The organism is Echinicola jeungdonensis (genome assembly GCF_030409905.1).
Taxonomy (GTDB): Bacteria; Bacteroidota; Bacteroidia; order Cytophagales; family Cyclobacteriaceae; genus Echinicola; species Echinicola jeungdonensis.
On sequence record NZ_JAUFQT010000001.1, the window covers coordinates 302,178 to 328,298 of the forward strand.

Below are 26,121 nucleotides of genomic sequence, written 5' to 3' on the forward strand. Positions count from 1 at the left end.
TCCCTAATAAACTACCATTACAAACCCATCTCCCCCCTTTTTACTCCTTTGCTTTGTTCAAACCATCCCCTTTCGCTACTTTAGCCCGCCAAAAGGCTTGGCCCTTTTTCGAGGAATTAATCGCATTAGACTTTCCTTCAATATGAATATCCAAGAAATACTCGATATAGATCATCAACATATCTGGCATCCTTATACTTCAGCTTCCAGGCCAACGGATAACCTTGTGGTGAAAAGTGCTGAAGGGGTTTTTCTGGAGCTTGAAGATGGCACCAAATTGATTGACGGCATGTCCAGCTGGTGGTCCACCATCCATGGTTATAATGTCCCTGAACTCAATGAGGCCATCCAAAACCAGTTGGAAAATATGTCCCATGTAATGTTTGGAGGGATCACCCATAGGCCTGCCGCTGAGCTGACCAAAGCCTTATTGGAAGTCCTTCCTGAGGGATTAGAACATGTATTTTACAGTGATTCCGGATCAGTAGCTGTGGAAGTGGCCTTGAAAATGGCCCTGCAGTATTGGTATTCCAAGAATAAAGGACACAAAAATCGCTTTATCACTGTCCGGAATGGCTACCATGGAGATACCTGGCATGATATGTCAGTTTGTGATCCAGTAACGGGCATGCACCGCATATTTAACAACCGCCTTTCCCAGCAAATATTCCTGCCCGCTCCCCAAGCCAAATTCCACGGTGAATTTATCACTGGAGAAATCGAGGAGATAGAAAAGGTATTGGCAGCACAGCATAATGAAATCGCTGCCTTTATCCTGGAACCGATCGTTCAGGGAGCCGGGGGAATGAGGTTTTATCATCCCCAATATTTAAAAGAAGTCAAAGCTCTTTGCGATAAATACGAGATACTTTTGATCGCCGATGAAATCGCCACCGGTTTTGGCAGGACAGGAAAGCTCTTTGCCTGTGAATTTGCAGAAATCACTCCGGACATTATGTGTGTTGGGAAAGCCTTGACAGGAGGCTATTTGTCTTTTGCGGCTACCTTTTGTACTGCAGAGGTGGCCCAGACGATCTCTGAAGGCTCCCCGGGCGTCTTTATGCATGGCCCCACTTTTATGGGAAACCCAATGGCCTGTGCCGTAGCATTAGCCAACCTTCGACTGCTGCTATCCAAAAACTGGCAAAATGATATCCAAAGGATAGAAAATCATTTTAAGCAAACCTTGCCCCAACTGGAGGAACTGGACAGTGTGGAAGAAGTAAGGGTATTAGGTGCTATCGGTGTAGTGGAAATGAAAGATCCTGTGGATATGGTTAAGATTCAAAAAGAATTTACCGACCGGGGCATCTGGTTAAGGCCTTTTGGAAAGCTGGTTTATACCATGCCACCCTTCATCATTTCCGATGAGGAACTGACCCAGCTCACCACCTCCATGACAGAAAGCATCCATCAGTATTCCAAAGAATTGGCAATTTGATGGAATTCCTGGTTCAATTTGAAAAAAAAATTAATATCATTTCCGTCATTGCGAACGAAGAGCAACGGAGTGAAGCAATCTCGTTTAAAAGGATAAGATTGTCGTGCCGCCCTCCAACTAATAAGTGGAAACATCACTGCGAATCCGAGGAACCTGGATGTGGCAGTCTTTTTTTTAAAGACGAGATTCTGTTTCGGCTTTCCCACGCTACCCCCTCCTCCCTAAGGGGAACTCCTACGCGCAGGCTACATCCTGTCAATGATAGTTTACCAAATTTCCTTAAAAACGAAAAATTTACAAATGCGATAAACCGGAGGTTATTGCAAAATAAAACTCAATCCAAAGGACCCGGGGCGGCGGATCCAATAAAAATAACCCCTGGTAGCTGCTTTTTAGCCGCCACCAGGGGAATAGAACAAAAATCCACTTCCAGCATTAGCTGCCAGCAATCTCAATAGGGCAAACAATTTTTCGCTAATGCCCATGCATGCTCAGTTATGTCTTTCAAATATTTGGGATGAACTAAAACCCAGAAATTCCCTTCCCTTCCTAAGCCATTCAAATTTTAAACTTTTATTTTTGCCAAAAATTAAACGACCATGACATTATTAGAAAAGATCAAAGGTGCACCCGCCACTATCACCTTTCAGGAAGTGATGGAATATATCGATGAAAACTATGACTTCACCCCTACCGGCTTTACCAATGGAAAAACCATAAATGAACCCGGCCAAAATAACGGGTCCTGTAAGATTTTCAGTTTTGCCCAACTCCATAACCTTTCCAAAGAAGAAGCCTTAAACCTTTTTGGAGAAATCTATCGTGTGGATGTATTGGAAGACCCCAATGGTACCGGTCATCAAAATATCCGCAATTTTATGGAAACCGGATGGGAAGGGATCGAATTCCATGGAAATGCCTTAAAGATTAAGTAAACTGATTTCGGTTTAAAAGAAGGGTAATAAGATCGCTAACGTCATTGCGAACCCTTTTGCGCTGGGCTTAGCGCGGGAAATGGGTGTGGCAATCTCATTTTCAGGGGATTCCATCTGCTTCCTCCCTGCAATCCAAGGCCAAAACACAGAATGCCGTTTTTTTACCTCTTACGGAGGTAAGTAGAATTTTTTAAATTTCATTTCAACCTGGATGATGCATTTTCCAGGAGCCATTCTTGAAAATGCATTATCCGGGATCTTTAAAGGCCACCAACTTTTGGAAGACCAATTCCTAATTCAACATTTTTCATTCTAAATTCCGAATCCCACTTGCATGGTTCTCGAAAAGTTTCTACTTTAATTGAGTATTTTCCACTTAACAGAAAATATTGTTTCGAATAAAACTGGAAAGGTTTTCTGTATATATGAGTTTTTTCGAATGGATCCTAGAGGTGGAATACAAATAATTGAACGCGAATTTATTAGGTAAAATAATATTGACCAAAAGTATACCAAGCCAACGAGAGGTTGTTGGATTTATATACCATTGGTTTACATATATACAAGTTGAACAAAACCTCCTACGTCGGTAGCTATTTGATTTTGAACAGTTAACCAATTTATTTTCAGTGATTTACCCTAAATTCACTCCATGTTTTACCATTAAATAAATAACATCATGGAAAAAAAAGTCTTCGTCAACGGATGTATGAGGAAATGTTGGTCAGGAACTATTCCCCCAGGACCATCAGTACCTACATCAGCCTTGTATCGGCAGTTTCCAAACATTTTGGAAAGATCCCCGAACAGATCAGTATTGGTAAGTTAAAGGAATACCTTTTCCATAAGGTCGAAGTCAACAAAATGTCCCCTTCAGGGGTGAATCAGACCATCAGTGCGTTCAAAATACTTTTCAAAGATGTCCTGGGCAGGAGCTGGGATCCGGTAAGAATCAAGCGGCCCAGACGGCCCCAACTCCTCCCTTCTGTTTTTTCGAAAGAGGAGATATCCCTTATACTGAACTCCATAAGGAACAGAAAGCATTATTGCCTGCTGGCCCTCACCTACGCCTCCGGTCTGAGGCTGAACGAGGTGATCAGCCTGAAGCCCTGTGATATCGACAGTGACAGGATGCAGCTGAAAGTAAGGGGAGGAAAGGGATATAAGGACAGGTATACCCTGCTGCCAAAAGGGCTGTTGGAAAGGCTCCGGGAATACTACAGGTACTACCGGCCCAAAACCTATCTTTTCGAAGGCCGGACACCTGGCAAACCCTACAGTGAAAAGAGTGCACAGTGCGTTTTAAAAAAAGCCATGGAATGCGCAGGGGTAACAAAGCATGCTTCTTTCCATACCCTTCGCCACTCCTTTGCCACGCACCTTCTTGAGCAGGGAACCAATGTCAGGTTAATCCAGGAGCTGTTGGGCCACAAATCCCTCAGGACCACTACGGTTTACCTGCATGTGACCAACTTGAATCCGGCACAGATCAAAAGTCCCCTGGACGAGCTGTGATGGATATCCTTAACAAGAGGAACAGCGGGGTAGAACTTTCCGATATCCTTCTGGGGCAGAAAGAATCCTTTCTTTCAGGAAACAGCCCGTGTACCGCCCAGTACAAGGCCTATCTGGACATCATTTCCTGCAGGACATCTGAAATGGGTTCCCATACCCTGGCATGTGACAGCTGTGGCCATACCAAAACGAGCTATAACAGCTGCCGGAACCGCCATTGTCCCAAGTGCCAGTATATCAAACAGCAGGTATGGGTAGAAAAGCTCAGGAGCAGGTTGCTGCCGGTGAGGTACTTTCACGTAGTGTTCACCGTCCCGGACTTTCTCAGGCCGCTTTTTTATACCAACCAGCGGTATGGTTACAAGCTCCTGTTTGAAGCCTCTTCGGCCGCAGTGAAAAAGGCTGCCCTGAACCCCGCTTTTCTGGGGGTTGAAAGCGGCTGTATGGCGGTGCTGCATACATGGGGACAGTCCCTGTCCTACCATCCACATATCCACATGCTTGTTCCTGCCGGGGGACTGGACAGCGATGGGCAGGAGTGGATCGTCGCACATAAAAAGTTCTTTGTTCCGGTGAAGGCACTGTCAGCTATTTACAGGGGCGTATTTATGGAAAAACTTATCAGGGCGTTGGAAGGAAACCTTCTCAGGATACCGGAAAAGCAGGCAAAACTGTTTGCCGACCCAAGGCTTCTCAGGCGGGAAGCCTATGCAAAGTTTTGGCATGTCTACATCAAAAAGACCTTCAGGGGGGCAAACCAGGTGGTCAGCTATCTGGGAAGGTATACCCACCGCGTGGCCATCAGCAACAGCAGGATCCAATGGACTGATGGGAAAGCGGTCAGTTTCAGGTGGAAGGACTACAGGGACAACAGGAACAGGACCATGAGCCTCAGCTGCCACGAGTTTGTAAGGAGGTTTATGCAGCACATCCTCCCTTCTGGATTTTACAAGATCAGGTACTACGGGATCATGGCCTCGGCAAACAGCAGGACCAAAATGGAAACCTGCTTCAGCTTGCTGAAAAAGACAGGGTACATCTCCTTCTACCAGGGACTGACCACTTACGAGATACTTGAAGAGGTACTGGGCCCGGACTTCTTCCTTTGCCCCTGCTGTAAACGGGGAAAAATGGTGTTCGGGATTGCTTCACCAAAAGAAAAAGGCCCCTGAAACTTTATAAACGGGACGTTCATTGACATCATGAAGAACAGATTGGAGGGAAAAGGTTTCCCAGGGAAAAATATGCCTTTTTCCAGCAAAACCATCAATCAAACTAGAAGCTTTAAACAGCGAAACCAAAGAACCTCCTGAAAACTCCCGCCAAGAAAAGATCCATGAAAGACAAATGCCCATAGCAGTTCACCGGCTCCGTCCAACTATGTTTTAAACGCAATCTTGGTAGTCTTAAGAAAATAGTTTATTTTTTTACCTAGATTGCGTCTAAAACACTTTACGTTAGAGTGCATTAAAAGGACTTCCACGATTTATGGAAGTAGTTGTCTTTTGGGATGATTTGATTAACTTAAAAATCAGTTTAAAAAGGCATAGCAAAATTCAACGGGTTTTAGCTTTGTTCATAAAAAAGTGGAAGGGTTGCCGGAAAATTCCGGGAAGCATTTAGAAGCAACGGAAGGGGTTTTTGAATTGAGAGAGAAATTCCCATCCAACATTTAAGGATTTTTCTGCTGCTTTTTTGAGGAAACATTGGCCGAGTTTTTTACCAGTTTTCAAAATAGAATGCAAAAGATGACCGGGTGAGATATCAAAAAAACCAGGAAGAATTGCTTCCAATCAAAACGATAAAGCCCTGAAGGTTTTTAGCAAAAGCAAAAGTTTTAAGAGGTGATTGAATTGGTACATCGGAAAGTCGAAATTAATGTGGTAAACCGGACCTGGGAATAGTTGCCAGAAAAAGCAGCAACCAAGAAGGTTTGTTTTTTTAACCCTTAAAATGGAAAACAGAAAATTCAATTATCAAAAAAGAAATATTTGAAGAAGGTCTATCTAATCGAAATTGATTGAACTTCTAATGAAAATATAAATACGCACTCTAAAACATTGCATATAGCTTATGGCGGGCTCAGTCTTAAGATCAAGATATTCGACTTTTAATCAAGTTCGTCCTGAGAGGAAGGGAAGGAGCTTCGAAAACCGCCACACGCCATATGCTTAACCGTTGAACAAAACCTCCTACGTCGGTAGCTATTTGATTTTGAACAGTTAACCAATTTATTTTCAGTGATTTACCCTAAATTCACTCCATGTTTTACCATTAAATAAATAACATCATGGAAAAAAAAGTCTTCGTCAACGGATGTATGAGGAAATGTTGGTCAGGAACTATTCCCCCAGGACTATCAGTACCTACATCAGCCTTGTATCGGCAGTTTCCAAACATTTTGGAAAGATCCCCGAACAGATCAGTATTTGTAAGTTAAAGGAATACCTTTTCCATAAGGTCGAAGTCAACAAAATGTCCCCTTCAGGGGTGAATCAGACCATCAGTGCGTTCAAAATACTTTTCAAAGATGTCCTGGGCAGGAGCTGGGATCCGGTAAGAATCAAGCGGCCCAGACGGCCCCAACTCCTCCCTTCTGTTTTTTCGAAAGAGGAGATATCCCTTATACTGAACTCCATAAGGAACAGAAAGCATTATTGCCTGCTGGCCCTCACCTACGCCTCCGGTCTGAGGCTGAACGAGGTGATCAGCCTGAAGCCCTGTGATATCGACAGTGACAGGATGCAGCTGAAAGTAAGGGGAGGAAAGGGATATAAGGACAGGTATACCCTGCTGCCAAAAGGGCTGTTGGAAAGGCTCCGGGAATACTACAGGTACTACCGGCCCAAAACCTATCTTTTCGAAGGCCGGACACCTGGCAAACCCTACAGTGAAAAGAGTGCACAGTGCGTTTTAAAAAAAGCCATGGAATGCGCAGGGGTAACAAAGCATGCTTCTTTCCATACCCTTCGCCACTCCTTTGCCACGCACCTTCTTGAGCAGGGAACCAATGTCAGGTTAATCCAGGAGCTGTTGGGCCACAAATCCCTCAGGACCACTACGGTTTACCTGCATGTGACCAACTTGAATCCGGCACAGATCAAAAGTCCCCTGGACGAGCTGTGATGGATATCCTTAACAAGAGGAACAGCGGGGTAGAACTTTCCGATATCCTTCTGGGGCAGAAAGAATCCTTTCTTTCAGGAAACAGCCCGTGTACCGCCCAGTACAAGGCCTATCTGGACATCATTTCCTGCAGGACATCTGAAATGGGTTCCCATACCCTGGCATGTGACAGCTGTGGCCATACCAAAACGAGCTATAACAGCTGCCGGAACCGCCATTGTCCCAAGTGCCAGTATATCAAACAGCAGGTATGGGTAGAAAAGCTCAGGAGCAGGTTGCTGCCGGTGAGGTACTTTCACGTAGTGTTCACCGTCCCGGACTTTCTCAGGCCGCTTTTTTATACCAACCAGCGGTATGGTTACAAGCTCCTGTTTGAAGCCTCTTCGGCCGCAGTGAAAAAGGCTGCCCTGAACCCCGCTTTTCTGGGGGTTGAAAGCGGCTGTATGGCGGTGCTGCATACATGGGGACAGTCCCTGTCCTACCATCCACATATCCACATGCTTGTTCCTGCCGGGGGACTGGACAGCGATGGGCAGGAGTGGATCGTCGCCCATAAAAAGTTCTTTGTTCCGGTGAAGGCACTGTCAGCTATTTACAGGGGCGTATTTATGGAAAAACTTATCAGGGCGTTGGAAGGAAACCTTCTCAGGATACCGGAAAAGCAGGCAAAACTGTTTGCCGACCCAAGGCTTCTCAGGCGGGAAGCCTATGCAAAGTTTTGGCATGTCTACATCAAAAAGACCTTCAGGGGGGCAAACCAGGTGGTCAGCTATCTGGGAAGGTATACCCACCGCGTGGCCATCAGCAACAGCAGGATCCAATGGACTGATGGGAAAGCGGTCAGTTTCAGGTGGAAGGACTACAGGGACAACAGGAACAGGACCATGAGCCTCAGCTGCCACGAGTTTGTAAGGAGGTTTATGCAGCACATCCTCCCTTCTGGATTTTACAAGATCAGGTACTACGGGATCATGGCCTCGGCAAACAGCAGGACCAAAATGGAAACCTGCTTCAGCTTGCTGAAAAAGACAGGGTACATCTCCTTCTACCAGGGACTGACCACTTACGAGATACTGGAAGAGGTACTGGGCCCGGACTTCTTCCTTTGCCCCTGCTGTAAACGGGGAAAAATGGTGTTCGGGATTGCTTCACCAAAAGAAAAAGGCCCCTGAAACTTTATAAACGGGACGTTCATTGACATCATGAAGAACAGATTGGAGGGAATGTCTAAAACGGAGGTCACTGGGCCACGGTTTACGGTGATAGCGGGCCAGCCATTCCGGGAATCACTGGGCCAAAAATAGAGTCGGTTTTCCGGAGGTCACTGGGCCATTTTAGGATTCCCGAGCTGTTTGGTACCGGAGGTCATTGGGCCACTTTCCATGATAAGTTATTAGCCTTGTAGTCGAATAACAGCAACTACATGGCAGGACAAAGAATAGACATCATGGATTTAAGAAGTTTGATCACCTTCAAGCAGAAGGGGCTTAGCAACCGAAAAGTGGCAGACCTATTGGGCGTCAACCGAAAGACCGTTGACAGTTATGTCAGGCGTTTCAGGGATCTTTCCCTTGGGTACGGGGAACTGCTCTCCCTTGACGGCAAAGATCTACAGGAACTTTTCACCGAGACAGGGCAGACCGAAAAGGAACGTTATGAGCATCTCTCGGGGTGTTTTCCCCACATCGACGGGGAGATGAAAAAGCCCGGCTGTACCCTGCAGGTACTGTGGAAGGAATATATCTCCCAAAATCCGGAAGGCTATAAATACAGCCAGTTCACCTGGCACTACCGGCAATGGAAGAAGCGCAACAACGCCAGTGGCAAGCTGTCCCACCGTGCCGGGGAAAAGCTTTTCGTGGACTTTTGCGGAAAGAAGCTGCACTACGTTGACCGCCGGACTGGGGAGCAGATAGCCGTAGAGGTTTTTGTTGGTGTCCTGCCCTGCAGCCAGTACACTTACATAAGGGCGGTGCCCAGCCAAAAACGGGAGGATTTTATCAGCTGTCTGGTCTATTGTCTGGGCTGGATGGGCGGGGTACCCTATGCCGTCGTCCCTGACAATCTCAAATCAGCAGTGGACAAGGCCTCAAAATATGCCCCGGTCCTCAACAAGACCTTTTCGGATTTTGGCCTCCATTACGGCTGCGCCCTTGATCCTGCCCGGCCCTATAGCCCGCAGGACAAATCACTCGTGGAGCGTTCGGTCACCCTGGTCTACCAACGGATCTATTACCCCTTGGGCAACCATACCTTCTTCAGCCTGGAGGAGCTCAATGCGGCCATTGCAGAAAAACTGGAGGAGTACAATGACTACCTGCTCAGCCATGGACAGGGCAGCAGGCGAAGCCAGTTTTTGGACATCGAAAAGGAGTTCCTGCAGCCCCTTCCCAAAAGCATCTACAGCATCCGTTATTATAAAAAGGCCACCGTCCAGAAATCCTCCCATGTTTACCTGGGAGAGGACAAAAACTATTATAGCTGTCCCTATCGCTATATGGGCAAGAGCGTGGAGTTACAGTACAACCGGAACACCGTGGAGATATTTTACCGTCAGGAGCGGATCGCATCCCACAAAAGGGCTTCCCGGCAAGGCCAGTACATCACCATCGGGGAACATATGCCCAGCAACCACCAATACTACAATGACTGGAGCCCGGAATACTTTGACCGGAGGGCACAAAAAGTTGGTCCGAACACCCAGGAGTATATCGGAACGTTGATCGGCCAGTACACCTATCCCGAAATCGGCTACAAACAGGCACAGGGGATTCTTTCCTTCTTGAAAAGCTATGGACAGGAGCGTCTGGAAAGGGCCTGTAAACGGGCACTGGGCTTCGAAAAAGCCTCCTACCATACCCTTGAAAGGATACTTAAAAACAAAATGGACCTCGAGGAACTGCCTCCTGCCAAGGATCATTTAACCCCGGGTCACAAGAACATCAGGGGCTCCTACAGCTGACAGGCCGCCCTCTTGATGAAACGAATTATAATATCCCAACCAAATGAATTATGAACGAACACAACACCATTGAAAAAATGAAACAGATGCGCATGGGTACCATGGCGGAACTTTACCACAAGAATCTGACAGAACATCTCTATCAGGACATGTCGGCCGACGAACTGTTGGCCTTTCTAGTGGACAGCGAATGGGAGTACAGGCAGAACAAAAGCATAGACAACCTCATACGTCAGGCAGGGTTTAAACAGGCCGCTGCGGCAACTGACATTGATTACCATAACTCCCGTAACCTGGACAGGGGGCTGTTTGAGAGATTGCTCGGACTGGCCTTCATCAAAAACCGGACGAACATCATCCTTACCGGGGCCACCGGATCCGGGAAAAGTTACCTGGCCCAGTGTCTTGGGGTCAGGGCCTGCCAGCACAGGTTCAGGACGCTTTATTACAATACGGCCAGGTTTTTTGATGCGGTAAGATTGGCCAAGCTGGAAGGTACCTACCATAAACTGCTCAAAAAGCTCGAAAAAACCAATGTGCTCATCTTGGACGACTTTGGTCTGGCCCCGATGGATGGGCAGGCCAGGATTGCCCTTATGGACATCATGGAAGACCGCTATGAGAAAAGTTCAACGATCATTGCATCACAGATACCGGTCAGCCAATGGCATGGAACCATTGGTGATGACAGCATTGCAGATGCCGTGCTCGACAGGCTCGTATACTCCTCACATAGGATAGAACTGGAAGGAGAATCCATGAGAAGCAAAAAGAAGTTGGACAATTAAATTTTAACCCTATTATTGCACTTGGAAAGTGGCCCAATGATTCCCGGAATCCGTGGCCCAGTATACGCCGGAAACACTGGCCCAGCATCGCCGGAATAGACAGTGCCACCCTTTTCGGCCAAACTGTGCCAGTCCTTTCGGTTTAAACCGTGCCAATTCCAGGGCAGATTTCGGTTCGAACCGTGCCACTTTTGAAAGATCAAGTTTAACCTGCTATATCGCCTGTAAAAAAGAGCGATATGGCCAACATACTTGATCCTATGGATATAAAGCAGATTTTCAGTTTACACAGGGACGGGCTCAGCAACCGGAAAATAGGTGCCGTACTGGGGATTTCCCGCAACACGGTCAACCAGTACATCTCCTGGCTTGCAGCCTCGGACTACGAAGTTGATGAGGTTCTGTCCCTTACCAGCGTTAAATTAAGGGAGCTGTTCCCTTCCCGCACAACCATAAAGAATGACAGGTTTGATGCCCTGATGCGTTATTTTGACCAAGGGAAAGCCGCCAGAAACCACCCGGGATTTACTTTTCTGCACCATTACGAGGAGTACAGGCAGCTTGTGGATTCTCCTTACAGCTATACGCAGTTCATGGAGCATTACCATAGAAAATATCCCAGGGAAGAGGGATCCATGAAGCTTGAACACCTTCCAGGCCATGAGGTGTTCATCGATTTTGCGGGCACAAAGATAGAAGTCGTGGACCGTGATACCGGGGAAGTCAAAAAGGCGGAAGTCTTTGTGTCAGTGCTTCCCTTCAGCCTGTTCACCTATGTAGAGGCATGTTGGAGCCAGAAACGTGAGGACCTTGTCCATTGCATGAACAACATGATGTGGTTTTTTGGGGGTGTCCCCAGGGCCGTGGTATCGGACAACCTAAAATCGGCGGTCAGCAGGGCCAGTAAATATGAACCGGAGATCAACCGTTCCCTTAAGGATTTTGCAAGGCACTATGATTGTGTCATCAATCCCACCAGGGCATACAGCCCCCAGGACAAAGCACTGGTCGAGAATGCGGTACAGCTGAGTTACCAGCGCATATACTATCCCCTTCGGGAGATGACCTTTTTTTCGATCCATGATCTGAACCGGGAGATAAGAAGGCTGTTGGAAAACTACAACAACATGCTTTTCCAGAGAAAGGAGGCCAGTAGAAGGGAGCTTTTCCAGTCCATGGAAAGGGAATGCCTGAAACCGCTTCCCACAGGCATATACCAGCTCAAGGACTATACCAGGGCAAAGGTCCAGAAGATAGGGTACGTCTACTTCTCCCCGGACAAAAGCTATTACAGTGTCCCGTATAGGTATATCGGAAAGTCCACCCAGATCCATTATACCAGGGACACCGTGGAAGTCTACCATTACCATGAAAGGATCGCCCTGCACAAAAGGAACGGGGCAAAGGGTTGCTACAACACCAACAGGGAACACCTCAGCAGTACACACAAAAAATACCTCGACTGGAGCCCGGACTACTTCAAGAAGCAGGCAGCTCCCTTGGGCTCCAATGTGGCCACATGTATCAGTGAACTTTTTATCGAATCAGATTACCCGGAAACGGCCTACAAAAGGGCACAGGGTATCATAAAGCTTGCAAAGCTTTATGGCAGGGAAAGACTGGACTCCGCATGTGGCAGGGCCATATATGCCAAGGCAATATCCTACCGCAGGATCAGGAACATACTTGAAAACAACCTGGACAAGGTCACCCCGGAAGAGCTGGACAAAAAAGAATCCCATATTCCCGACCACGAAAACATCAGGGGTGCATCCACTTACCAATAAACAAAACAATTATGAACAGTAACCAGACAGTAGAAAAACTCAGGCAGATGAGGCTCAGTGCCATGGCAGAGCTCCATCATCAACACATTGGCAGCAACAGGTTCGCCGACTTTACCGCCGATGAATACATCGCCCTACTGGCAGACCACGAATGGGAAGACCGGCAGAACAAGAAAATGGCCCGGTTGATCAAAAAGGCCGCTTTCAAACAGAAAGCATCCGTTGCCGACATCGATTACAGCCATAGCAGGAACCTTGACAAGAATATGTTCACCAGGCTTGCAGGGCTTGGCTTCGTGGACAAAAAAGAAAACATTATCATTACCGGACCTTCGGGGGTAGGGAAAAGCTATCTGGTACAGGCCCTGGGAAACCAGGCATGCCTGATGGGGTACAGGACAGTATACAGCAGCACCTCAAGGCTGCTGTCAAAACTCAAGCTCTCCAAAGCCGACGGAACCTACCTCAGGGAACTGAGGAAACTCCAGAACACCGACCTGCTCATACTCGACGACTTTGGGCTGCAGGCTTTTGATGCAACGGCAAGGGAAATAGTATTGGACATCATTGATGACAGGTTTACCGAAAAATCAACCCTTGTATCCTCCCAATTGCCAGTATCCACCTGGTACGATATCATTGGGGAAGGAACCATCGCAGATGCCATACTGGACAGACTGGTAAACTCTTCCCATAGAATAGACCTCAAAGGGGAATCTTTGAGAAAGGGAATCTTGAAAAATGAATAAAAATTAACCTACTTTAAATGATCTTTCTTAGTGGCACGGTTTGACCGAAATCACTGGCATGGTCAGACCGAAATAACCAATTCATTTTGAACGACTGCATGCACTTGACTCAAATAATATTGAAATTAATGAAGGTTTATTCTATTCTACATCCATTTTCGAAAATGAACTTAAACTTGACGTTCTAAGCAAACTCCTAGGAGATTCTGAGGAGGTTTTTTATAAATATGGCATGACAGCTACAGTGCTTTTAGAATATTATTCTACTCCTAAAACGGAAAGAAAAGAGCCCTTCGATTTTAGTCTAGAAGAATTTAAAGCTTATCACACAGACGGATATCTTAAAGCTAAACACGCTGAAGGACAATTTAAAAATCAGAAAAAGGTGGGATTATGGAAATACAATAATCTAGGAGGTGCATTATATAAAACCATTGATTATTCTGATTCTTCCAATATTCATCTAGTTACATTTTTTAATCAAGACAGGAAAATCAAAGAAGAACTAACTAAGATAGAGGAGAGAAATGGCAGCACTTCCTATTATGTTCTCAAGAGGGTGGTTTACTATCAGGAACTTCCAGATAAAATTGGCGAATACTTATTTGTTTCGAAAGATGGTTTCTGCGTTCTTGACAAAGGGAAGACTGTTAACCTAGATGAAAATACCCCCGATAATATAATTGAAGAAGAAGTTTCATTAGAGGGAATTAAGTACTATATATGGAAAGACGGTAAACGAGTTCTATACTTAGAAAAGAAATATTAAAGAAACTATCTACAACACTGCATATAGCTTATGGCGGGCTCAGTCTTAAAATCAAGTTTTCCGTCTCTTAATCAAGTCCGACTTGGGAGGAAGGGAAGGAGCTTCGAAAACCGCCACAGGCCATATGCTTAACCGTTGTGGCTAATAGAAACTGACAACCTACACGATGCTTTGGAATAAAGAAAACAAATATATTGAATTACCTTATGAAAGGGAATCCGAACTTGAGGATGCGGTAAATGAGGTAAAAGATGCTTTATTTGGTCCAACAAGAATTTATCTTGATGACAAGAAAAAAATAGGAAAGAAAGGAGGAACAAATAATTTGCCTGATGGATATTTAATTGATTTAACCAATAGTCAGGATCCAAATATTTTTGTCGTTGAAAATGACTTGTCAAGTCACCAGCATTTAAAACATATTGCAGTTCAAATTCTTGAGTTTTCGCTTTCCTTCGAGACAAGCAAAGTAAAAGTGAAAAACATCATTAAAGAGATGCTTCATAAGAGAAAACCCGAATGGTCTAAATGCGAGGAATTTGCGAAAAAGAATGGTTATGAAAATGTGGATTACCTTCTTGAGTCCATTATTCACAAAAAGGATTCTTTCAATGCTCTTCTAATCATTGACGAACTTGGGGAAGAATTAGAAACTGTTTTAATAAGTAAATTTAAATTTCCAGTTGAAGTTACAACTTTAAAAAGGTTTAAAAACCAAAATGGAGAGATCCTGTATGATTTTCAACCATTCTTGAATGAAGTTACCGAGGATACGGAAAAAGTTGACATTTCTGAAATTGACACAATTGTGGTTCCGGCTAGAGAAGACGGATTTAAAGAGGTTTTTTTAAATGAAAATTGTTGGTTTGCAATCCGATTGAATTCTTCGATGATTCCCAAAATAAAATACATTGCTGCCTATCAAGTTGCACCAATTTCAGCCATTACACACATTGCAGAAGTAAAAACTATTGAACAATGGAAAGACACCAATAAATATATTCTTCATTTTACTGAACCGGCTGAAAAGATAAAAAAAGTACCATTGGGAAATTCTAAAGGAAAAGCACCCCAAAGCCCAAGATATTCATCAAGAGAAAGAATAATAAACGCAAATACATTAGATAGTGTGTTTTAAATAAATAATAGCCACAACATTGCATATAGCTTATGGCTGGTTCAGTCTAAAGACCAAGATTTTGGACTTTAAATCAGGTTCGTCCTGAGAGGAAGGGAAGGAGCTTCGAAAACCGCCACAGGCCATATGCTTAACCGTATGTCATTTAAAAACTACATCGAATGCGAATTGAACATATAGCTATTTGGACCTTGGATTTAGAAAGAATGAAGAGTTTTTATCTTAATTTTTTTGAACTTAAATCAAATGAAAAATATTATAATCCAAAGAAAAAATTTAGCTCATACTTTTTAGCATTTGAAAGTGGGGCTCGAATAGAATTAATGCATAAACCAGAAATTTCTAAATTTATTGAGAATTCGGATTCTAAATTGGGATTAACTCATTTTGCAATTTCTGTAGGATCAAAAGAAAAAGTGGATTCCCTTACTGGATTAGTTCGGAAAAGGGTATTCAATATAATTGGAGAGCCTCTAACAACTGGGGATGGATATTATGAAAGTGTAATCTCTGACCCAGAAGGGAATTTGATAGGAATTACTGAATAAAAAACGGCTTACAATCGAGTAGACGGCCGTGAGCTTATAGCTCATCACACCACCGTACGTACGGGTTTCGTATGGGGCGATTCACTGGATTGTAGGTTGTGTCTGTCTGCCAACAAGTATGAGCTAAAAGCCTGCTATAATCTTTCAAAACATGAAAAACTTTGTAATAATCACCGTTATTCCATTCGTTCTTTGCCTGCATGCATGTGGCCTTACTGATACCACCTCTGCTGACATTGAATCCATCAAATCAATGAGCAAAGCAAGGGCGAAGGCATTCAATGAAGGTGATGCTAAAAAAATAACCAGTTATTTTACTGAAGATGCCGTTTTGATGGCTCCGGGCACCCCACCCATGACAGGTCCTGAGGCTGTAGAGGCCTATTATCAAGCCATCTTTGATCAGTATGAAACCCGACTTAACAGTTATTATAATGAAGTAAAAGTTTCCGGTGACCTTGCTTATGGACGAGGAACTGCGGAGGTAATATTAATCCCTAAAAATGGCGATACTATCATGACTTCGACATCAAAATACCTCAATATCCTGCAAAAACAACCTAACGGTGAGTGGAGAACTACGCATGATATCTGGAATGAAAATTAGAGAATTATTAATAATTTCAATTCCTATTTCATTAATACTTAGTACTGTCACATAGCTACTTTTTTCTTCCCCTGGTAATTACCCGACTAGGTGTAATCTGTGACTACGCCTTCCTATGCTTGGAATTTGCAATTCCAGTAACGACACACTGCTTTCTACATAGATTAATAATAGGGTACATTGGTATGGCTCAAGATGGAGGTGGCAATACGATCCCTGTTGATTTCCTATCTGGAAAACAGTTCGGTGACCTTTGTTCCGCGCCCCCTGCCGGTAGGCTTTGAAGAGGTTCTTACGGTTAAGTACTTTTCCTATCATGATTTAGTTTGTTAACCCTTCCCTACATTCTAGCCCCTCACTAAAAATGTCCACTGGACATTTTCTTAACGCTCGGTCCATCTTAAAAAAAGGCTGCCACAAAAGTTGCTCCTTATGGAATTTGGACGTAATTCAATAGCCTGCCCCGAACTTGATTCGGGGTTCCGTCCTTCGCTGTACCGTGAGATCATCAGGAGAATGGTTTTACAGACCCTGCTCGTTTCTCCAGCTACTATTACCTAGGCTAACTTCTCGTCCTGTAACAGGACAGGTCGATATCTCCCCAGGTAAGGGCATATTCCTTCCCCTAATATCCACTAGATCTACCTGACAGGTACTTGATGATTTCCACTTTGGGACATCAGTATGATGGTTCCCCTCCTTCTGGCCCTTCGCTAAAAATTTCCACTGGAAATATTATTCACTCTCAGTCCTCTCATCCGACCTGTCAGGCCTCAGTATCCTGTTCCTGTTCGTTGGAACCAGGGTTGGCAGTCTCGCTTCCTTTGGCATAGCCATTCCTTTTGGGCACTCCATTCTTCACAGCAAACGAGCTTGCGACTAGCTAATGCTTCGGAACACTAATTCCCGCACATAAGGGATACCGATAGTCATCGGCATAGGCTTTTCACCCTCTGGAATATTTTGGTATCTTCGATACCGGATGCCCATGCTGGGCACACACATCGGCTAAGAAAAATGCGGGCTGACTGATTAAATATGAAGATATTACAACTAAACAACATTCGGTCTGGCGGACAATTAATCGCCTTGAATTCCGCTACTGCTCTTATACTTGACCGTTGTACGCAAGCTAAAAACCAGCCGCACAAGAGCAAAGAGTACTAAAGCACACATGGCATTTTTGTCCCTGCCGATTTTGATTTTCACTTGACTAAAACCAATTCACATATTGAGAATAAAGACTCGACTACTAAACTTTATTTAATAGATTCAGAGATTTGTATACGATCATCCGAAATAGATATACGTCCGAAAAAGCTATCCTTTAGACTTTTGTATAAACAAAAATTAATAAAAAGATGGCAAAAACAATTTTCATTACAGGAGCATCCAAAGGATTTGGACGCATATGGGCAGAAGCAGCTTTGAAACGTGGTGATAAAGTTGCGGGTACGGCAAGAAACCTTGATGATATTAAGGACTTGACTGAGCAATACAAAGATACATTCTTAGGTCTTAAATTGGACGTAAACAATCGTCAGCAGTGTTTTGATACGGTAAATCAGGCCAACGAACATTTTGGAGGTATTGATGTACTTATTTCGAATGCTGGCTACGGTCACTTTGGTTTTACAGAAGAAATAAGTGAGGAAGAGGCAAGAAATCAAATTGAAACAAACGTGTTTGGTTCACTTTGGGTTATTCAGGCGGTACTTCCAATCATGCGCAAGCAGCAATCCGGACACATTCTACAAGTGTCCAGTGTAGGCGGTGTGGCTGCATTCCCGTTGATTAGTATCTATCATGCTTCTAAATGGGCTGTTGAAGGCCTTTGCGAATCGTTAAGTCAGGAGGTTAAAGGTTTTGGAATTAATGTAACTTTAATAGAACCAAGTGGTTTTTCAACTGAATGGGGAACTGCCTCTTCTGTACATAGTTCACCTATGGAAGAATATGAAGAATTGCGTAAGGCTGTATATGAATCATTCGCTGACACAGAAGCTGGTGATCCAAAAGCGACAGGTGATGCAATACTAAAAGTAATCGATGCTGAGAACCCACCTTTGCGTGTATTATTTGGGAAAGGACTGGTTGAATTTATGGAGTCAACCTACCAAGGAAGAATAAATACCTGGAAAGAATGGCGTGCTGTTACTGAGGAAGCTCAAGGTTAAGAGAGTAATTAAAGGGGGTGCTAAAGTTAAAATCTTATAATTATGTCAGTTATAAAAAAAATTAAATCGATAAGTGAATTACATGCAATGTTGGGCTATGAAAAACCAAAGCACCCCCTTATTACCTTTGTGGACCTTACCAAGGTAAATGCAGAAGCTCAAACAGAAGAGGTTTTCTTATCTATGGACTTCTATGCCATTGTATGTAAGAGTTTTGAAGGCACATTTAGATATGGTCGAAGCATTTACGATTTTCAAGAAGGCTCTTTAATTTTTACAGCACCCGGCCAGGTCATGTCATCAAGTCCTGATCTGAAAATAACAGAAGGCTGGGCACTGTATTTTCACCCAGACTTAATGTATGGAACCGATTTGGCTAAAAGAATTAAGGAGTATTCTTTTTTTCATTATGAAGCCAATGAGGCCTTGCATATTTCTGATGAGGAAAAGACAATACTTGAAACCTGTGTTCACAATATAGAAAGAGAGTATCATCAGAATACGGACCACCACACACAAGAATTGATTGTTGATTCTATTCAACTAATGTTGAACTACAGCAAGCGTTTTTATCAAAGACAGTTTATTACCAGAAAAAAGGTCAACTCAGGTATAATTGAACGATTTGAAAGTCTTCTCAGAGAATACATCAACGAAAATAGCCTAATTGAAAGTGGTTTGCCGAGTGTCACTTACTTTGCGGATCAACTCAACCTTTCACCCACCTACCTTACGGATGTACTAAAAAGCCAGACCGGGAAAAACTCGCAAGAACACATCCATTTAGCTCTTGTTGATAAAGCTAAAACAATGCTTTTGGGCACAACTAAGTCTGTGAGCGAAGTGGCCTATGATTTGGGGTTTGACTATCCATCACACTTTTCAAAATTGTTTAAAAGCAAAACAGGAAAATCTCCCAGTCAATACAGGATGTTGAATTAAAATCATGGAAAATATTAAAAATAAAGTAATCATAATCACTGGGGCAAGTAGCGGTATAGGTGCGGCAGCTGCAAAAAAACTAGCGAGCCTTGGTGCTAAGGCAGTACTTTCTGCACGTAGGGAAGAAAAACTAAAAGAGTTAACCCAAGATTTAGGCGACAATGCCATGTATGTTGTAGCAGACGTTTCCAAAAGAGCCGACCTTGATAATTTGATAGCAAAAACTATTGAAAAATTTGGTCAGGTAGATGTACTTTGGAACAATGCAGGTATTATGCCCATATCCTTTTTGGAAGAAGGACGGGTTGAAGAATGGGATGCAACTATCGATATTAATATCAAAGGCGTATTATACGGAATCAACGCAGTGCTTCCCCACATGCTCAAACGTAAATACGGTCATATCATAACCACGGCTTCAACTGGTGCACTACAAACTGTTCCTGGAGCTAGTGTCTATTGCGGAACTAAATATGCCGTAAAAGCTATCATGGACTCTTTGAGAAAAGAAGTAGTAAAAGACATTCGGGTAACAACCATTTATCCAGGAAGAACTGACTCAGAATTATTCGAAACCATTCAAAGTGAAAAAATTAAAGAAGCGTTCAAAGACAATTTCGACAATACGCCAGCTTTAGAAGGAGAAGCAATTGCCGATGCGGTAATATATGCCATTGGCCAGCCAGCCACGGTGAACGTCAACGATATTGTAGTGCGACCGCTTGGTGAAGGCTAATTAGGTGTAGGATTGGCGCGGTATGATGTAAGCCTTATAAACAAAAGTACCTATGGCTCTCCAAATTGGTGGTAAACTTTTGCTGACTAGCTGCCTGAATTTTCGGAATTAAAAATATAGTGTTTAAATAACAACTAGTTTAATAATGTGAAATTTACTATTCTAAACAGGTCAATTGAGCTTATAAAAAAATATGGACACAGGAGCGTTAGCATGGATGAAGTTGCTCTTAAGCTCGGTATCAGCAAAAAAACATTGTACCAACACTTTCCATCGTAAGAAGCATTACTATCGGTAGCGTTGAACTCCTTATCGATAATTTCATGATACCAGTGAAAAATATTAATACACAATATGATCATCCTATTTTAAAACTGTTAAGAATATATTTTAGGCTAATGGAAGATTTTTTTCAATGAATCTGGTATATATATACAGCATCAATAAGTATTATATAAAGGTAGTAGAGGTTATAAGCTTATTCAGAGATGAATTTATTTCAGAATATATAAAACCACTTCTTTTAGATGCATATGAAAAGGGATGTCTGAGGAAGGAACTACTTATTGATTTTTTCATAGAGATTAGATTCAGAAATATTGATCAACACTATCTGGAGCTTAGCAAAGTTTCACCAAATACCACTTTAAAAGAATGCTTTGTTCACTTGGTTGCTTTTCAGATATCCGGGGTTTGCAAAGTGGGATTTCAACAAAAATACGATGAGTTAATGAGTGAAGTAGTTGGTTAAAAATACCGGATAAACTGGATTCTTGGATATTATTCCAACCGAGTACGATATTCACTCGGAGTTACTCCCAATATTTTTTTTACATAGCGGGTAAAAAATGATCGACTGGAAAATCCCATTTCATCGGCAATTTCAGCTATGTTAAAATTTTTGTTTTCTAAGAGTAATACGATACGTTCTTTGGTATAACGTTGTATCCATTCTGAAGCGGTAATATCAGAATTTTGTTTGCTGACATAATTCAAATATTTGGCGGTTATATGAAGTTGATCGGCATAGAACTGAACTTCACGCTCTTTCATACAGTGTTCTTGCACCAAATGCATAAACTGCTCATAAATGGTTCCGGTTTGTAAACTACGTTTTCTACGTTCAAATTCTGAAGTGAATGTGTGCCACATTTCTAGAATAAAAAGTCTCATTTGTAGTTTCAATGCTTCTTCATAAAAACGATGTTCTTTGTCCTGAAATTTGTAGTACAATAATTGAAAATTTGACAAAACCCTTTGTTTATCGTTTTGGTCGTTCAGTTGTAATACAGGATATTGGCGTGAATGCAGAATTGCATCAATACTCAAATTTTGGTCAGGTACATTATCATTCAAAAATTGCTTTTCCACAAGCAAGGTCGTGGCTTTAAAACCCTTTGAAAATTCTAACTCTGATAATTTACTGTTAGCAAACCAAAATACAAATTCGCCACTTTTACATTTCATTTTTGTATCGTTGAATAAAAATGTAAAGCTGCCACGATGACAAAGTAAATGGGTGTGGTAGTTGTCTTGAAAATCATCAGGAAAACCCTTTTCGCGTGACAATTTCGACAAAACAATGCGTGGAGATCTTTCTTCTTTAGAATTCATTTAAGCACATCTCTTTTTGATAAGTGATATTTGACATTTTAAACGAAAATAGTGTTACAAATGTACTTTATTCTTTCCGTATTTTTATACTTCAAAGCAAAAGCAACGGATAAAATGGAAGCGAACACGATATTTCAGCGATTATTGAAGGGAGAAGCCATTTCGCCCAATGACCCAGAGGCCTACAAATTGCGTGAGGCATCTTACAGCACCAAAAATCTGCTGTTACAGATGAATAGTACTTCAAATCCTTCTGAAATAAGGGCTTTGCTAAGTCAAATCACAGCTTCAGAAATAGATGAAAGTGTAGCCGTATTTACGCCTCTTCACATCAACTATGGGAAGCATACCAAAATCGGTAAAAATGTATTCATCAATTTTGATTGTGTATTTCTTGATTTAGGAGGCATTACCATCGAAGATGGTGTATTAATAGCCCCCAAAGTCAGCTTACTTTCTGAAGGGCATCCGATTTCAGTTGAGGAAAGGCATTCACTTATACCGAAACCAATCCACATTAAAAGAAACGCCTGGATTGGTGCAAGTGCCACCATTTTACAAGGAGTAACCATCGGTGAAAATTCAGTAGTAGCTGCAGGTTCGATCGTTTCACAAGATGTTCCCGACAATACAATCGTAGGCGGAGCACCAGCAAAAATTATTAAGAAAATTTAAAATCAAAAAAATGAAGAAAATAACATTCGCAGTTTTAGTCCTAACGTTTGTAGGGCAAGCTTGCATACAAAAAACAAACGCTCAAAAAAAATCTGAAAAAATGGATAATACAAAAGAACACTACACTTTTCAATTAAGTGATAAAGTAACAAGAGAAAAAGTAACGTTCAAAAACCGTTACGGAATTGAACTAACAGGCGATTTATATATTCCTAAAAATGGAGGAAACAAATTACCAGCAATAGCCATCAGCGGACCTTTTGGTGCAGTTAAGGAACAATCATCAGGATTATATGCAAATCAAATGGCAGAACGTGGATTTGTTGCTTTAGCATTTGACCCGTCTTACACAGGTGAGAGCGGTGGCGAACCACGCAATGTAGCATCGCCCGACATCAATACCGAAGATTTTAGTGCTGCCATAGATTTTCTTGGCTTAAACGAAAAAGTTGACCAAAATAAACTCGGAATTATCGGAATTTGTGGTTTTGGCGGATTTGCTTTAAATGCTACGGCAGTTGATAAACGAGTGAAGGCAGTTGCAACTACGAGTATGTATGATATGTCAAGAGTGAATGCCGAAGGATATTTTGGCTCAATGACACCAGAGCAACGTTCCAAAATATTAGAAGAAATGAGCTTACAGCGTTGGGAAGATGCAAAGAACGGAACACCGAAATATCCCGAAAATGGATTGGGAAAGACAAATGAACAATCACCCCAATTTGTAAAAGAATATTATGATTATTACAAAACCGAAAGAGGTTTTCACTAGCGTTCATTAAATTCAAATGCGGCTTGGACATCTACAAACAGTTTGTCTTTTATGAATATGCCTTTATTGACGTACATTAAAGAAATATCACCCAGACCGATGCTTATAATAGCAGGAGAAAATGCACATTCAAAATATTTTAGCGAAGACGCATACAAATCAGCATCCGAACCCAAAGAATTGATGATAATTCCAAATGGCGTTCATACCGATTTATACGACCAAATGGATAAAATCCCATTCGATAAATTGGAATCGTTTTTTAATGAAAATTTGAAATAAGATGCCACAGCACATTGCAATCCTCTTTCCTGCGGTTGCAAAGAGCTGTTCACAAAGGATTACTGAAAGACTACAAGGAATAAAAGCCAGCAGGTAATCGAGTAGACGGCCGTGAGCCATAGGTCCACAGCCTGTCCCGCCATAGCGGGAGTGCCCCTACGCCCCGGTGCACACGGTCTCACATTTATCCGCCGCGGCGGACCATCCCGGTAAACCGGGATTCTCTTCCCCCCCGAATCCCGGCTCCTCACTAAAACCTTCCCCCGGAAGGTTTTTTACGCTCGGCACCCAGTTCATTGGATTGTAGGTTGTGATTTGAGGTAATAGGAAAGCATGGTTTAATAACCTTTTCTTCTCAGGCGAGACAAACATTCAGACTTGCTAATGCTTATTGAACCTTCATCCGCACATAAGGGATACCGGTAACCATCGGCCTAGGCTTTGCACCCTCTGAAATATTTTGGTATCTTCGATTCCTGATGCCCATGCTGGGCACACAACTTGTAAAAGCATTATGCGGTCTGAATCGCTAAAATTCAGTTTTTTTTCCATCTATCAACGTTTGGTACAGGCGAACAGTCAATTACCCTGAAATCTCCCACTCTGATTATACTTTACCGTTGTCAACCATAAAAATGAAAAATATGAAAGTTACTCTTTTTAACTACTTTAAAAACATAAAGGGTCAAATGTTGATATTGTGGTGTTATTTAATTTGGTATATGACAATAATAACCATATACTTCGAATCTTCATTCAAATTATGGGCCAGTTCAGTGGGTATCTCATTGATAATTGGATTTGCTCTAATCTTGTCCACAAGTCAACAAGGCAAAAAGCAAAATATATGGATTAAAGTCAGACTCTTTTTATTTCCTTTTTGTGTCTCCAGTTATTCTGCCACTATTAAAGATTATGATTTTATTTTATTATTTCCAGTAAATTTATTCCATTTATTGATTTCAGTTCTTAATTGCTTACTGTTTTTAATACCGGTATGGTGTATTAAAAAATTCTATACCCCTGCTTATATAATGGATTAAAAAAATAACTAAATGCGAAATAAACAGATAATGCAGAACATGGTGTAATAACGGTTGGCAATCGTGTAGAAAACCGTGGGCCTATGGCCCTCGGTGCACGCAGTCTCACATTATCTGCCCCAGGCATGACCATCCCGGTCAACCGGGATTCTCGTCTCCCCACCCATCCCGGCTCCTCACTAAAACCTTCCAACGAAAGTTTTCTTTACACTTGGCCCCAGATCATTGGATTGGAGTTTGCGCCCGCCTGCCGGCAGGGCAGGTTTTTAGATAATAAGAAAGTACCGATTCCTACCCTTTTCTTTTCAGGAGTGATGAAGTGAAATTTGAAATCAAAATCTGGCATTGGAGGGAAAGGCACTGCCATTTGCTAATGCTTCGGGAAAAACTCCCGCGAATAAGGGATACCGGTAATCATCGGCCCAAGCTTTTCACCCGCTGGAATATTTTGGTATCTTCGATACCTGATGCCCAATCTGGGCACACATAAACACTATCATCCATAAGCTAACGGACCTATTTACAAAGGCTAGTGCTATCCGATATTTTAAATAAAATTTGAATTTTCCAGCTTACGGATGGAAGTTGGTTGTTCTAGCCCAATAAAAAACCAGAAATAATTCATGCAAAATGAAATAGAAAATATTCTTTTTTCTCGTTTTGTTAAACAAACTATTCCTTTTGAATTTCTTCCTATTCAGGAACTGTATAAGCGTGTTTCGAAAAAAAACTATGATTTATCAATTCCACATCGAATTGAATTCCATGCTTTAATTATTGTCTTAGAGGGAGAAAGTTACCATACTGTAGATTTTAAAAAAGAAGCTTTATCACCTGGGGTGATTCTTACTATAAACAAAGGCCAAGTTCATTCATTTCACAAAGAACTTACCATAAAAGGCTATGTAATTGGTCTTGAAGAAAATTTTATTACTCAAAACACTAGCGATAAAAACTTATTCCAATTTCTTCAAATTTTTCATACCCCAAAGATTCAAATTGTCAAAGAAAATTTGAGTACTTTAAAACCTATTTTTCAATTAATTGAGAACTTCCTTAATGATGAAAAGGCAATTTTAAAGTCAGAAATTATCCATTCTACTTTTATGACTTTGCTCTTTCAAATTAAAAGATTGGCTTGTAACCAACATAAAACTTTTGATAGCCAAAGGTTTAAAAATTTCTATCTATTTAAAGAATTAATTAGCAAGCACTATAATGAGACCCATAACGCAAAAGATTACGCCAAAAAATTAAATATGTCTTATAACTATCTTAATGAAATTTGCAAAGAAATTGTAAATAAAACAGCAAAGGAATTTATAGATAGTTGGTTGTTATTGGAAATAAAACGAAATATTTCAGAAAAAAAACACACCTCACAAGAAATTGCGTTTAAAATGGGATTTAACGAACCTTCAAACTTCATTCGCTTTTTTAAAAAACATACTAAAATAACACCCATTCAATTTCAAGAAGAATTAAAAAACTGACCCGATTTGAGATTGACTA

At 42.2% G+C, this 26,121-nt stretch carries 23 protein-coding genes; 22 read left to right on the forward strand and 1 reads right to left on the reverse strand.

Features of this window, described 5'->3' with window-relative positions; translation table 11 throughout:
* The first annotated feature begins 142 nt into the window (after positions 1-142).
* From bioA to QWY93_RS01325, 19 genes are all read left to right on the forward strand, one after another.
* Entirely contained in the window at positions 143-1,441 is a 1,299-nt protein-coding gene (gene bioA, locus QWY93_RS01240; protein ID WP_290246381.1) for an adenosylmethionine--8-amino-7-oxononanoate transaminase, read from the forward strand.
* Between the two features lie 599 nt (positions 1,442-2,040).
* On the forward strand, positions 2,041-2,376 hold the full coding sequence (locus QWY93_RS01245) for a HopJ type III effector protein (RefSeq protein WP_290246382.1): 336 nt from the start codon (positions 2,041-2,043) through the stop codon (positions 2,374-2,376).
* Between the two features lie 705 nt (positions 2,377-3,081).
* Entirely contained in the window at positions 3,082-3,891 is an 810-nt protein-coding gene (locus QWY93_RS01250; protein ID WP_290246383.1) for a tyrosine-type recombinase/integrase, read from the forward strand.
* Positions 3,891-5,063, forward strand: coding sequence for an IS91 family transposase (locus QWY93_RS01255; protein ID WP_290248799.1), 1,173 nt, complete (start codon positions 3,891-3,893; stop codon positions 5,061-5,063). The genes QWY93_RS01250 and QWY93_RS01255 overlap by 1 nt, the downstream gene beginning before the upstream one ends.
* Before the next feature lie 1,144 nt (positions 5,064-6,207).
* Positions 6,208-7,017 (forward strand): tyrosine-type recombinase/integrase, encoded by an 810-nt coding sequence (locus QWY93_RS01260; RefSeq protein ID WP_290246384.1) that lies wholly within the window; start codon positions 6,208-6,210, stop codon positions 7,015-7,017.
* Positions 7,017-8,189: an IS91 family transposase gene (locus QWY93_RS01265; RefSeq protein WP_290248799.1), complete on the forward strand. Its 1,173-nt coding sequence runs from the start codon at positions 7,017-7,019 to the stop codon at positions 8,187-8,189. Before QWY93_RS01260 ends, QWY93_RS01265 begins: the two co-directional genes overlap by 1 nt.
* 251 nt (positions 8,190-8,440) lie before the next feature.
* Entirely contained in the window at positions 8,441-9,979 is a 1,539-nt protein-coding gene (gene istA, locus QWY93_RS01270) for an IS21 family transposase (RefSeq protein WP_290246278.1), read from the forward strand.
* Positions 9,980-10,029: 50 nt separating this feature from the next.
* Complete coding sequence (gene istB, locus QWY93_RS01275) at positions 10,030-10,767, forward strand: IS21-like element helper ATPase IstB (RefSeq protein ID WP_290246277.1); 738 nt, start codon at positions 10,030-10,032, stop codon at positions 10,765-10,767.
* A 260-nt stretch (positions 10,768-11,027) separates the two neighbouring features.
* Positions 11,028-12,554, forward strand: a complete 1,527-nt coding sequence (istA, locus tag QWY93_RS01280) for an IS21 family transposase (RefSeq protein WP_290248800.1) — start codon at positions 11,028-11,030, stop codon at positions 12,552-12,554.
* Between the two features lie 11 nt (positions 12,555-12,565).
* Positions 12,566-13,303 carry an IS21-like element helper ATPase IstB gene (gene istB, locus QWY93_RS01285; RefSeq protein ID WP_290246385.1) on the forward strand — a complete coding sequence of 246 codons (738 nt, stop codon included), beginning with the start codon at positions 12,566-12,568 and terminating at the stop codon, positions 13,301-13,303.
* 232 nt (positions 13,304-13,535) lie between these two features.
* Positions 13,536-14,072: a hypothetical protein gene (locus tag QWY93_RS01290; protein WP_290246386.1), complete on the forward strand. Its 537-nt coding sequence runs from the start codon at positions 13,536-13,538 to the stop codon at positions 14,070-14,072.
* A gap of 166 nt (positions 14,073-14,238) precedes the next feature.
* Positions 14,239-15,210 carry a DUF8743 domain-containing protein gene (locus tag QWY93_RS01295; protein ID WP_290246387.1) on the forward strand — a complete coding sequence of 324 codons (972 nt, stop codon included), beginning with the start codon at positions 14,239-14,241 and terminating at the stop codon, positions 15,208-15,210.
* 161 nt (positions 15,211-15,371) lie between these two features.
* Complete coding sequence (locus QWY93_RS01300) at positions 15,372-15,758, forward strand: VOC family protein (RefSeq protein WP_290246388.1); 387 nt, start codon at positions 15,372-15,374, stop codon at positions 15,756-15,758.
* Between the two features lie 151 nt (positions 15,759-15,909).
* Positions 15,910-16,365, forward strand: a complete 456-nt coding sequence (locus tag QWY93_RS01305) for a YybH family protein (RefSeq protein WP_290246389.1) — start codon at positions 15,910-15,912, stop codon at positions 16,363-16,365.
* 1,361 nt (positions 16,366-17,726) lie between these two features.
* The gene (locus tag QWY93_RS01310) at positions 17,727-18,542 is read left to right on the forward strand and encodes an SDR family NAD(P)-dependent oxidoreductase (protein ID WP_290246390.1); all 816 of its coding nucleotides are present in this window, start codon (positions 17,727-17,729) and stop codon (positions 18,540-18,542) included.
* 42 nt (positions 18,543-18,584) lie between these two features.
* Positions 18,585-19,484 carry a helix-turn-helix domain-containing protein gene (locus QWY93_RS01315; protein ID WP_290246391.1) on the forward strand — a complete coding sequence of 300 codons (900 nt, stop codon included), beginning with the start codon at positions 18,585-18,587 and terminating at the stop codon, positions 19,482-19,484.
* A gap of 4 nt (positions 19,485-19,488) precedes the next feature.
* Positions 19,489-20,220: an SDR family oxidoreductase gene (locus tag QWY93_RS01320; protein WP_290246392.1), complete on the forward strand. Its 732-nt coding sequence runs from the start codon at positions 19,489-19,491 to the stop codon at positions 20,218-20,220.
* Between the two features lie 147 nt (positions 20,221-20,367).
* On the forward strand, positions 20,368-20,499 hold the full coding sequence (locus tag QWY93_RS19635) for a TetR/AcrR family transcriptional regulator (protein ID WP_353959606.1): 132 nt from the start codon (positions 20,368-20,370) through the stop codon (positions 20,497-20,499).
* Positions 20,500-20,635: 136 nt separating this feature from the next.
* On the forward strand, positions 20,636-20,971 hold the full coding sequence (locus tag QWY93_RS01325) for a hypothetical protein (RefSeq protein WP_290246393.1): 336 nt from the start codon (positions 20,636-20,638) through the stop codon (positions 20,969-20,971).
* Between the two features lie 29 nt (positions 20,972-21,000).
* On the opposite strand, the gene QWY93_RS01330 is transcribed toward QWY93_RS01325, so the two are convergent.
* The gene (locus QWY93_RS01330; protein WP_290246394.1) at positions 21,001-21,834 is read right to left on the reverse strand and encodes a helix-turn-helix domain-containing protein; all 834 of its coding nucleotides are present in this window, start codon (positions 21,832-21,834) and stop codon (positions 21,001-21,003) included.
* Between the two features lie 60 nt (positions 21,835-21,894).
* Between QWY93_RS01330 and QWY93_RS01335 the strand changes: the two genes are divergently transcribed.
* The 3 genes from QWY93_RS01335 (at position 21,895) to QWY93_RS01345 (ending at position 26,102) form a co-directional block, all read left to right on the forward strand.
* Positions 21,895-22,509: a sugar O-acetyltransferase gene (locus tag QWY93_RS01335; RefSeq protein WP_353959607.1), complete on the forward strand. Its 615-nt coding sequence runs from the start codon at positions 21,895-21,897 to the stop codon at positions 22,507-22,509.
* Positions 22,510-22,519: 10 nt separating this feature from the next.
* Positions 22,520-23,284 (forward strand): alpha/beta hydrolase, encoded by a 765-nt coding sequence (locus tag QWY93_RS01340; protein ID WP_290246395.1) that lies wholly within the window; start codon positions 22,520-22,522, stop codon positions 23,282-23,284.
* 1,948 nt (positions 23,285-25,232) lie between these two features.
* Positions 25,233-26,102: an AraC family transcriptional regulator gene (locus QWY93_RS01345; RefSeq protein WP_290246396.1), complete on the forward strand. Its 870-nt coding sequence runs from the start codon at positions 25,233-25,235 to the stop codon at positions 26,100-26,102.
* Positions 26,103-26,121 lie beyond the last annotated feature (19 nt).

Coding starts and splice junctions, on each gene's coding strand:
- istA (WP_290246278.1), top strand. CDS start 8,441: ATGGCAGGACAAAGAATAGACATCATGGATTTAAGAAGTTTGATCACC.
- istA (WP_290248800.1), top strand. CDS start 11,028: ATGGATATAAAGCAGATTTTCAGTTTACACAGGGACGGGCTCAGCAAC.
- istB (WP_290246277.1), top strand. CDS start 10,030: ATGAACGAACACAACACCATTGAAAAAATGAAACAGATGCGCATGGGT.
- QWY93_RS01260 (WP_290246384.1), top strand. CDS start 6,208: ATGTATGAGGAAATGTTGGTCAGGAACTATTCCCCCAGGACTATCAGT.
- QWY93_RS01325 (WP_290246393.1), top strand. CDS start 20,636: ATGAATCTGGTATATATATACAGCATCAATAAGTATTATATAAAGGTA.
- QWY93_RS01315 (WP_290246391.1), top strand. CDS start 18,585: ATGTCAGTTATAAAAAAAATTAAATCGATAAGTGAATTACATGCAATG.
- QWY93_RS01255 (WP_290248799.1), top strand. CDS start 3,891: ATGGATATCCTTAACAAGAGGAACAGCGGGGTAGAACTTTCCGATATC.
- QWY93_RS01330 (WP_290246394.1), bottom strand. CDS start 21,834: ATGAATTCTAAAGAAGAAAGATCTCCACGCATTGTTTTGTCGAAATTG.
- QWY93_RS01295 (WP_290246387.1), top strand. CDS start 14,239: ATGCTTTGGAATAAAGAAAACAAATATATTGAATTACCTTATGAAAGG.
- QWY93_RS01290 (WP_290246386.1), top strand. CDS start 13,536: ATGACAGCTACAGTGCTTTTAGAATATTATTCTACTCCTAAAACGGAA.
- QWY93_RS01320 (WP_290246392.1), top strand. CDS start 19,489: ATGGAAAATATTAAAAATAAAGTAATCATAATCACTGGGGCAAGTAGC.
- QWY93_RS01340 (WP_290246395.1), top strand. CDS start 22,520: ATGAAGAAAATAACATTCGCAGTTTTAGTCCTAACGTTTGTAGGGCAA.
- QWY93_RS01335 (WP_353959607.1), top strand. CDS start 21,895: ATGTACTTTATTCTTTCCGTATTTTTATACTTCAAAGCAAAAGCAACG.
- istB (WP_290246385.1), top strand. CDS start 12,566: ATGAACAGTAACCAGACAGTAGAAAAACTCAGGCAGATGAGGCTCAGT.
- QWY93_RS01345 (WP_290246396.1), top strand. CDS start 25,233: ATGCAAAATGAAATAGAAAATATTCTTTTTTCTCGTTTTGTTAAACAA.
- QWY93_RS01250 (WP_290246383.1), top strand. CDS start 3,082: ATGTATGAGGAAATGTTGGTCAGGAACTATTCCCCCAGGACCATCAGT.
- QWY93_RS01245 (WP_290246382.1), top strand. CDS start 2,041: ATGACATTATTAGAAAAGATCAAAGGTGCACCCGCCACTATCACCTTT.
- QWY93_RS01265 (WP_290248799.1), top strand. CDS start 7,017: ATGGATATCCTTAACAAGAGGAACAGCGGGGTAGAACTTTCCGATATC.
- QWY93_RS01305 (WP_290246389.1), top strand. CDS start 15,910: ATGAAAAACTTTGTAATAATCACCGTTATTCCATTCGTTCTTTGCCTG.
- bioA (WP_290246381.1), top strand. CDS start 143: ATGAATATCCAAGAAATACTCGATATAGATCATCAACATATCTGGCAT.
- QWY93_RS01310 (WP_290246390.1), top strand. CDS start 17,727: ATGGCAAAAACAATTTTCATTACAGGAGCATCCAAAGGATTTGGACGC.
- QWY93_RS01300 (WP_290246388.1), top strand. CDS start 15,372: ATGCGAATTGAACATATAGCTATTTGGACCTTGGATTTAGAAAGAATG.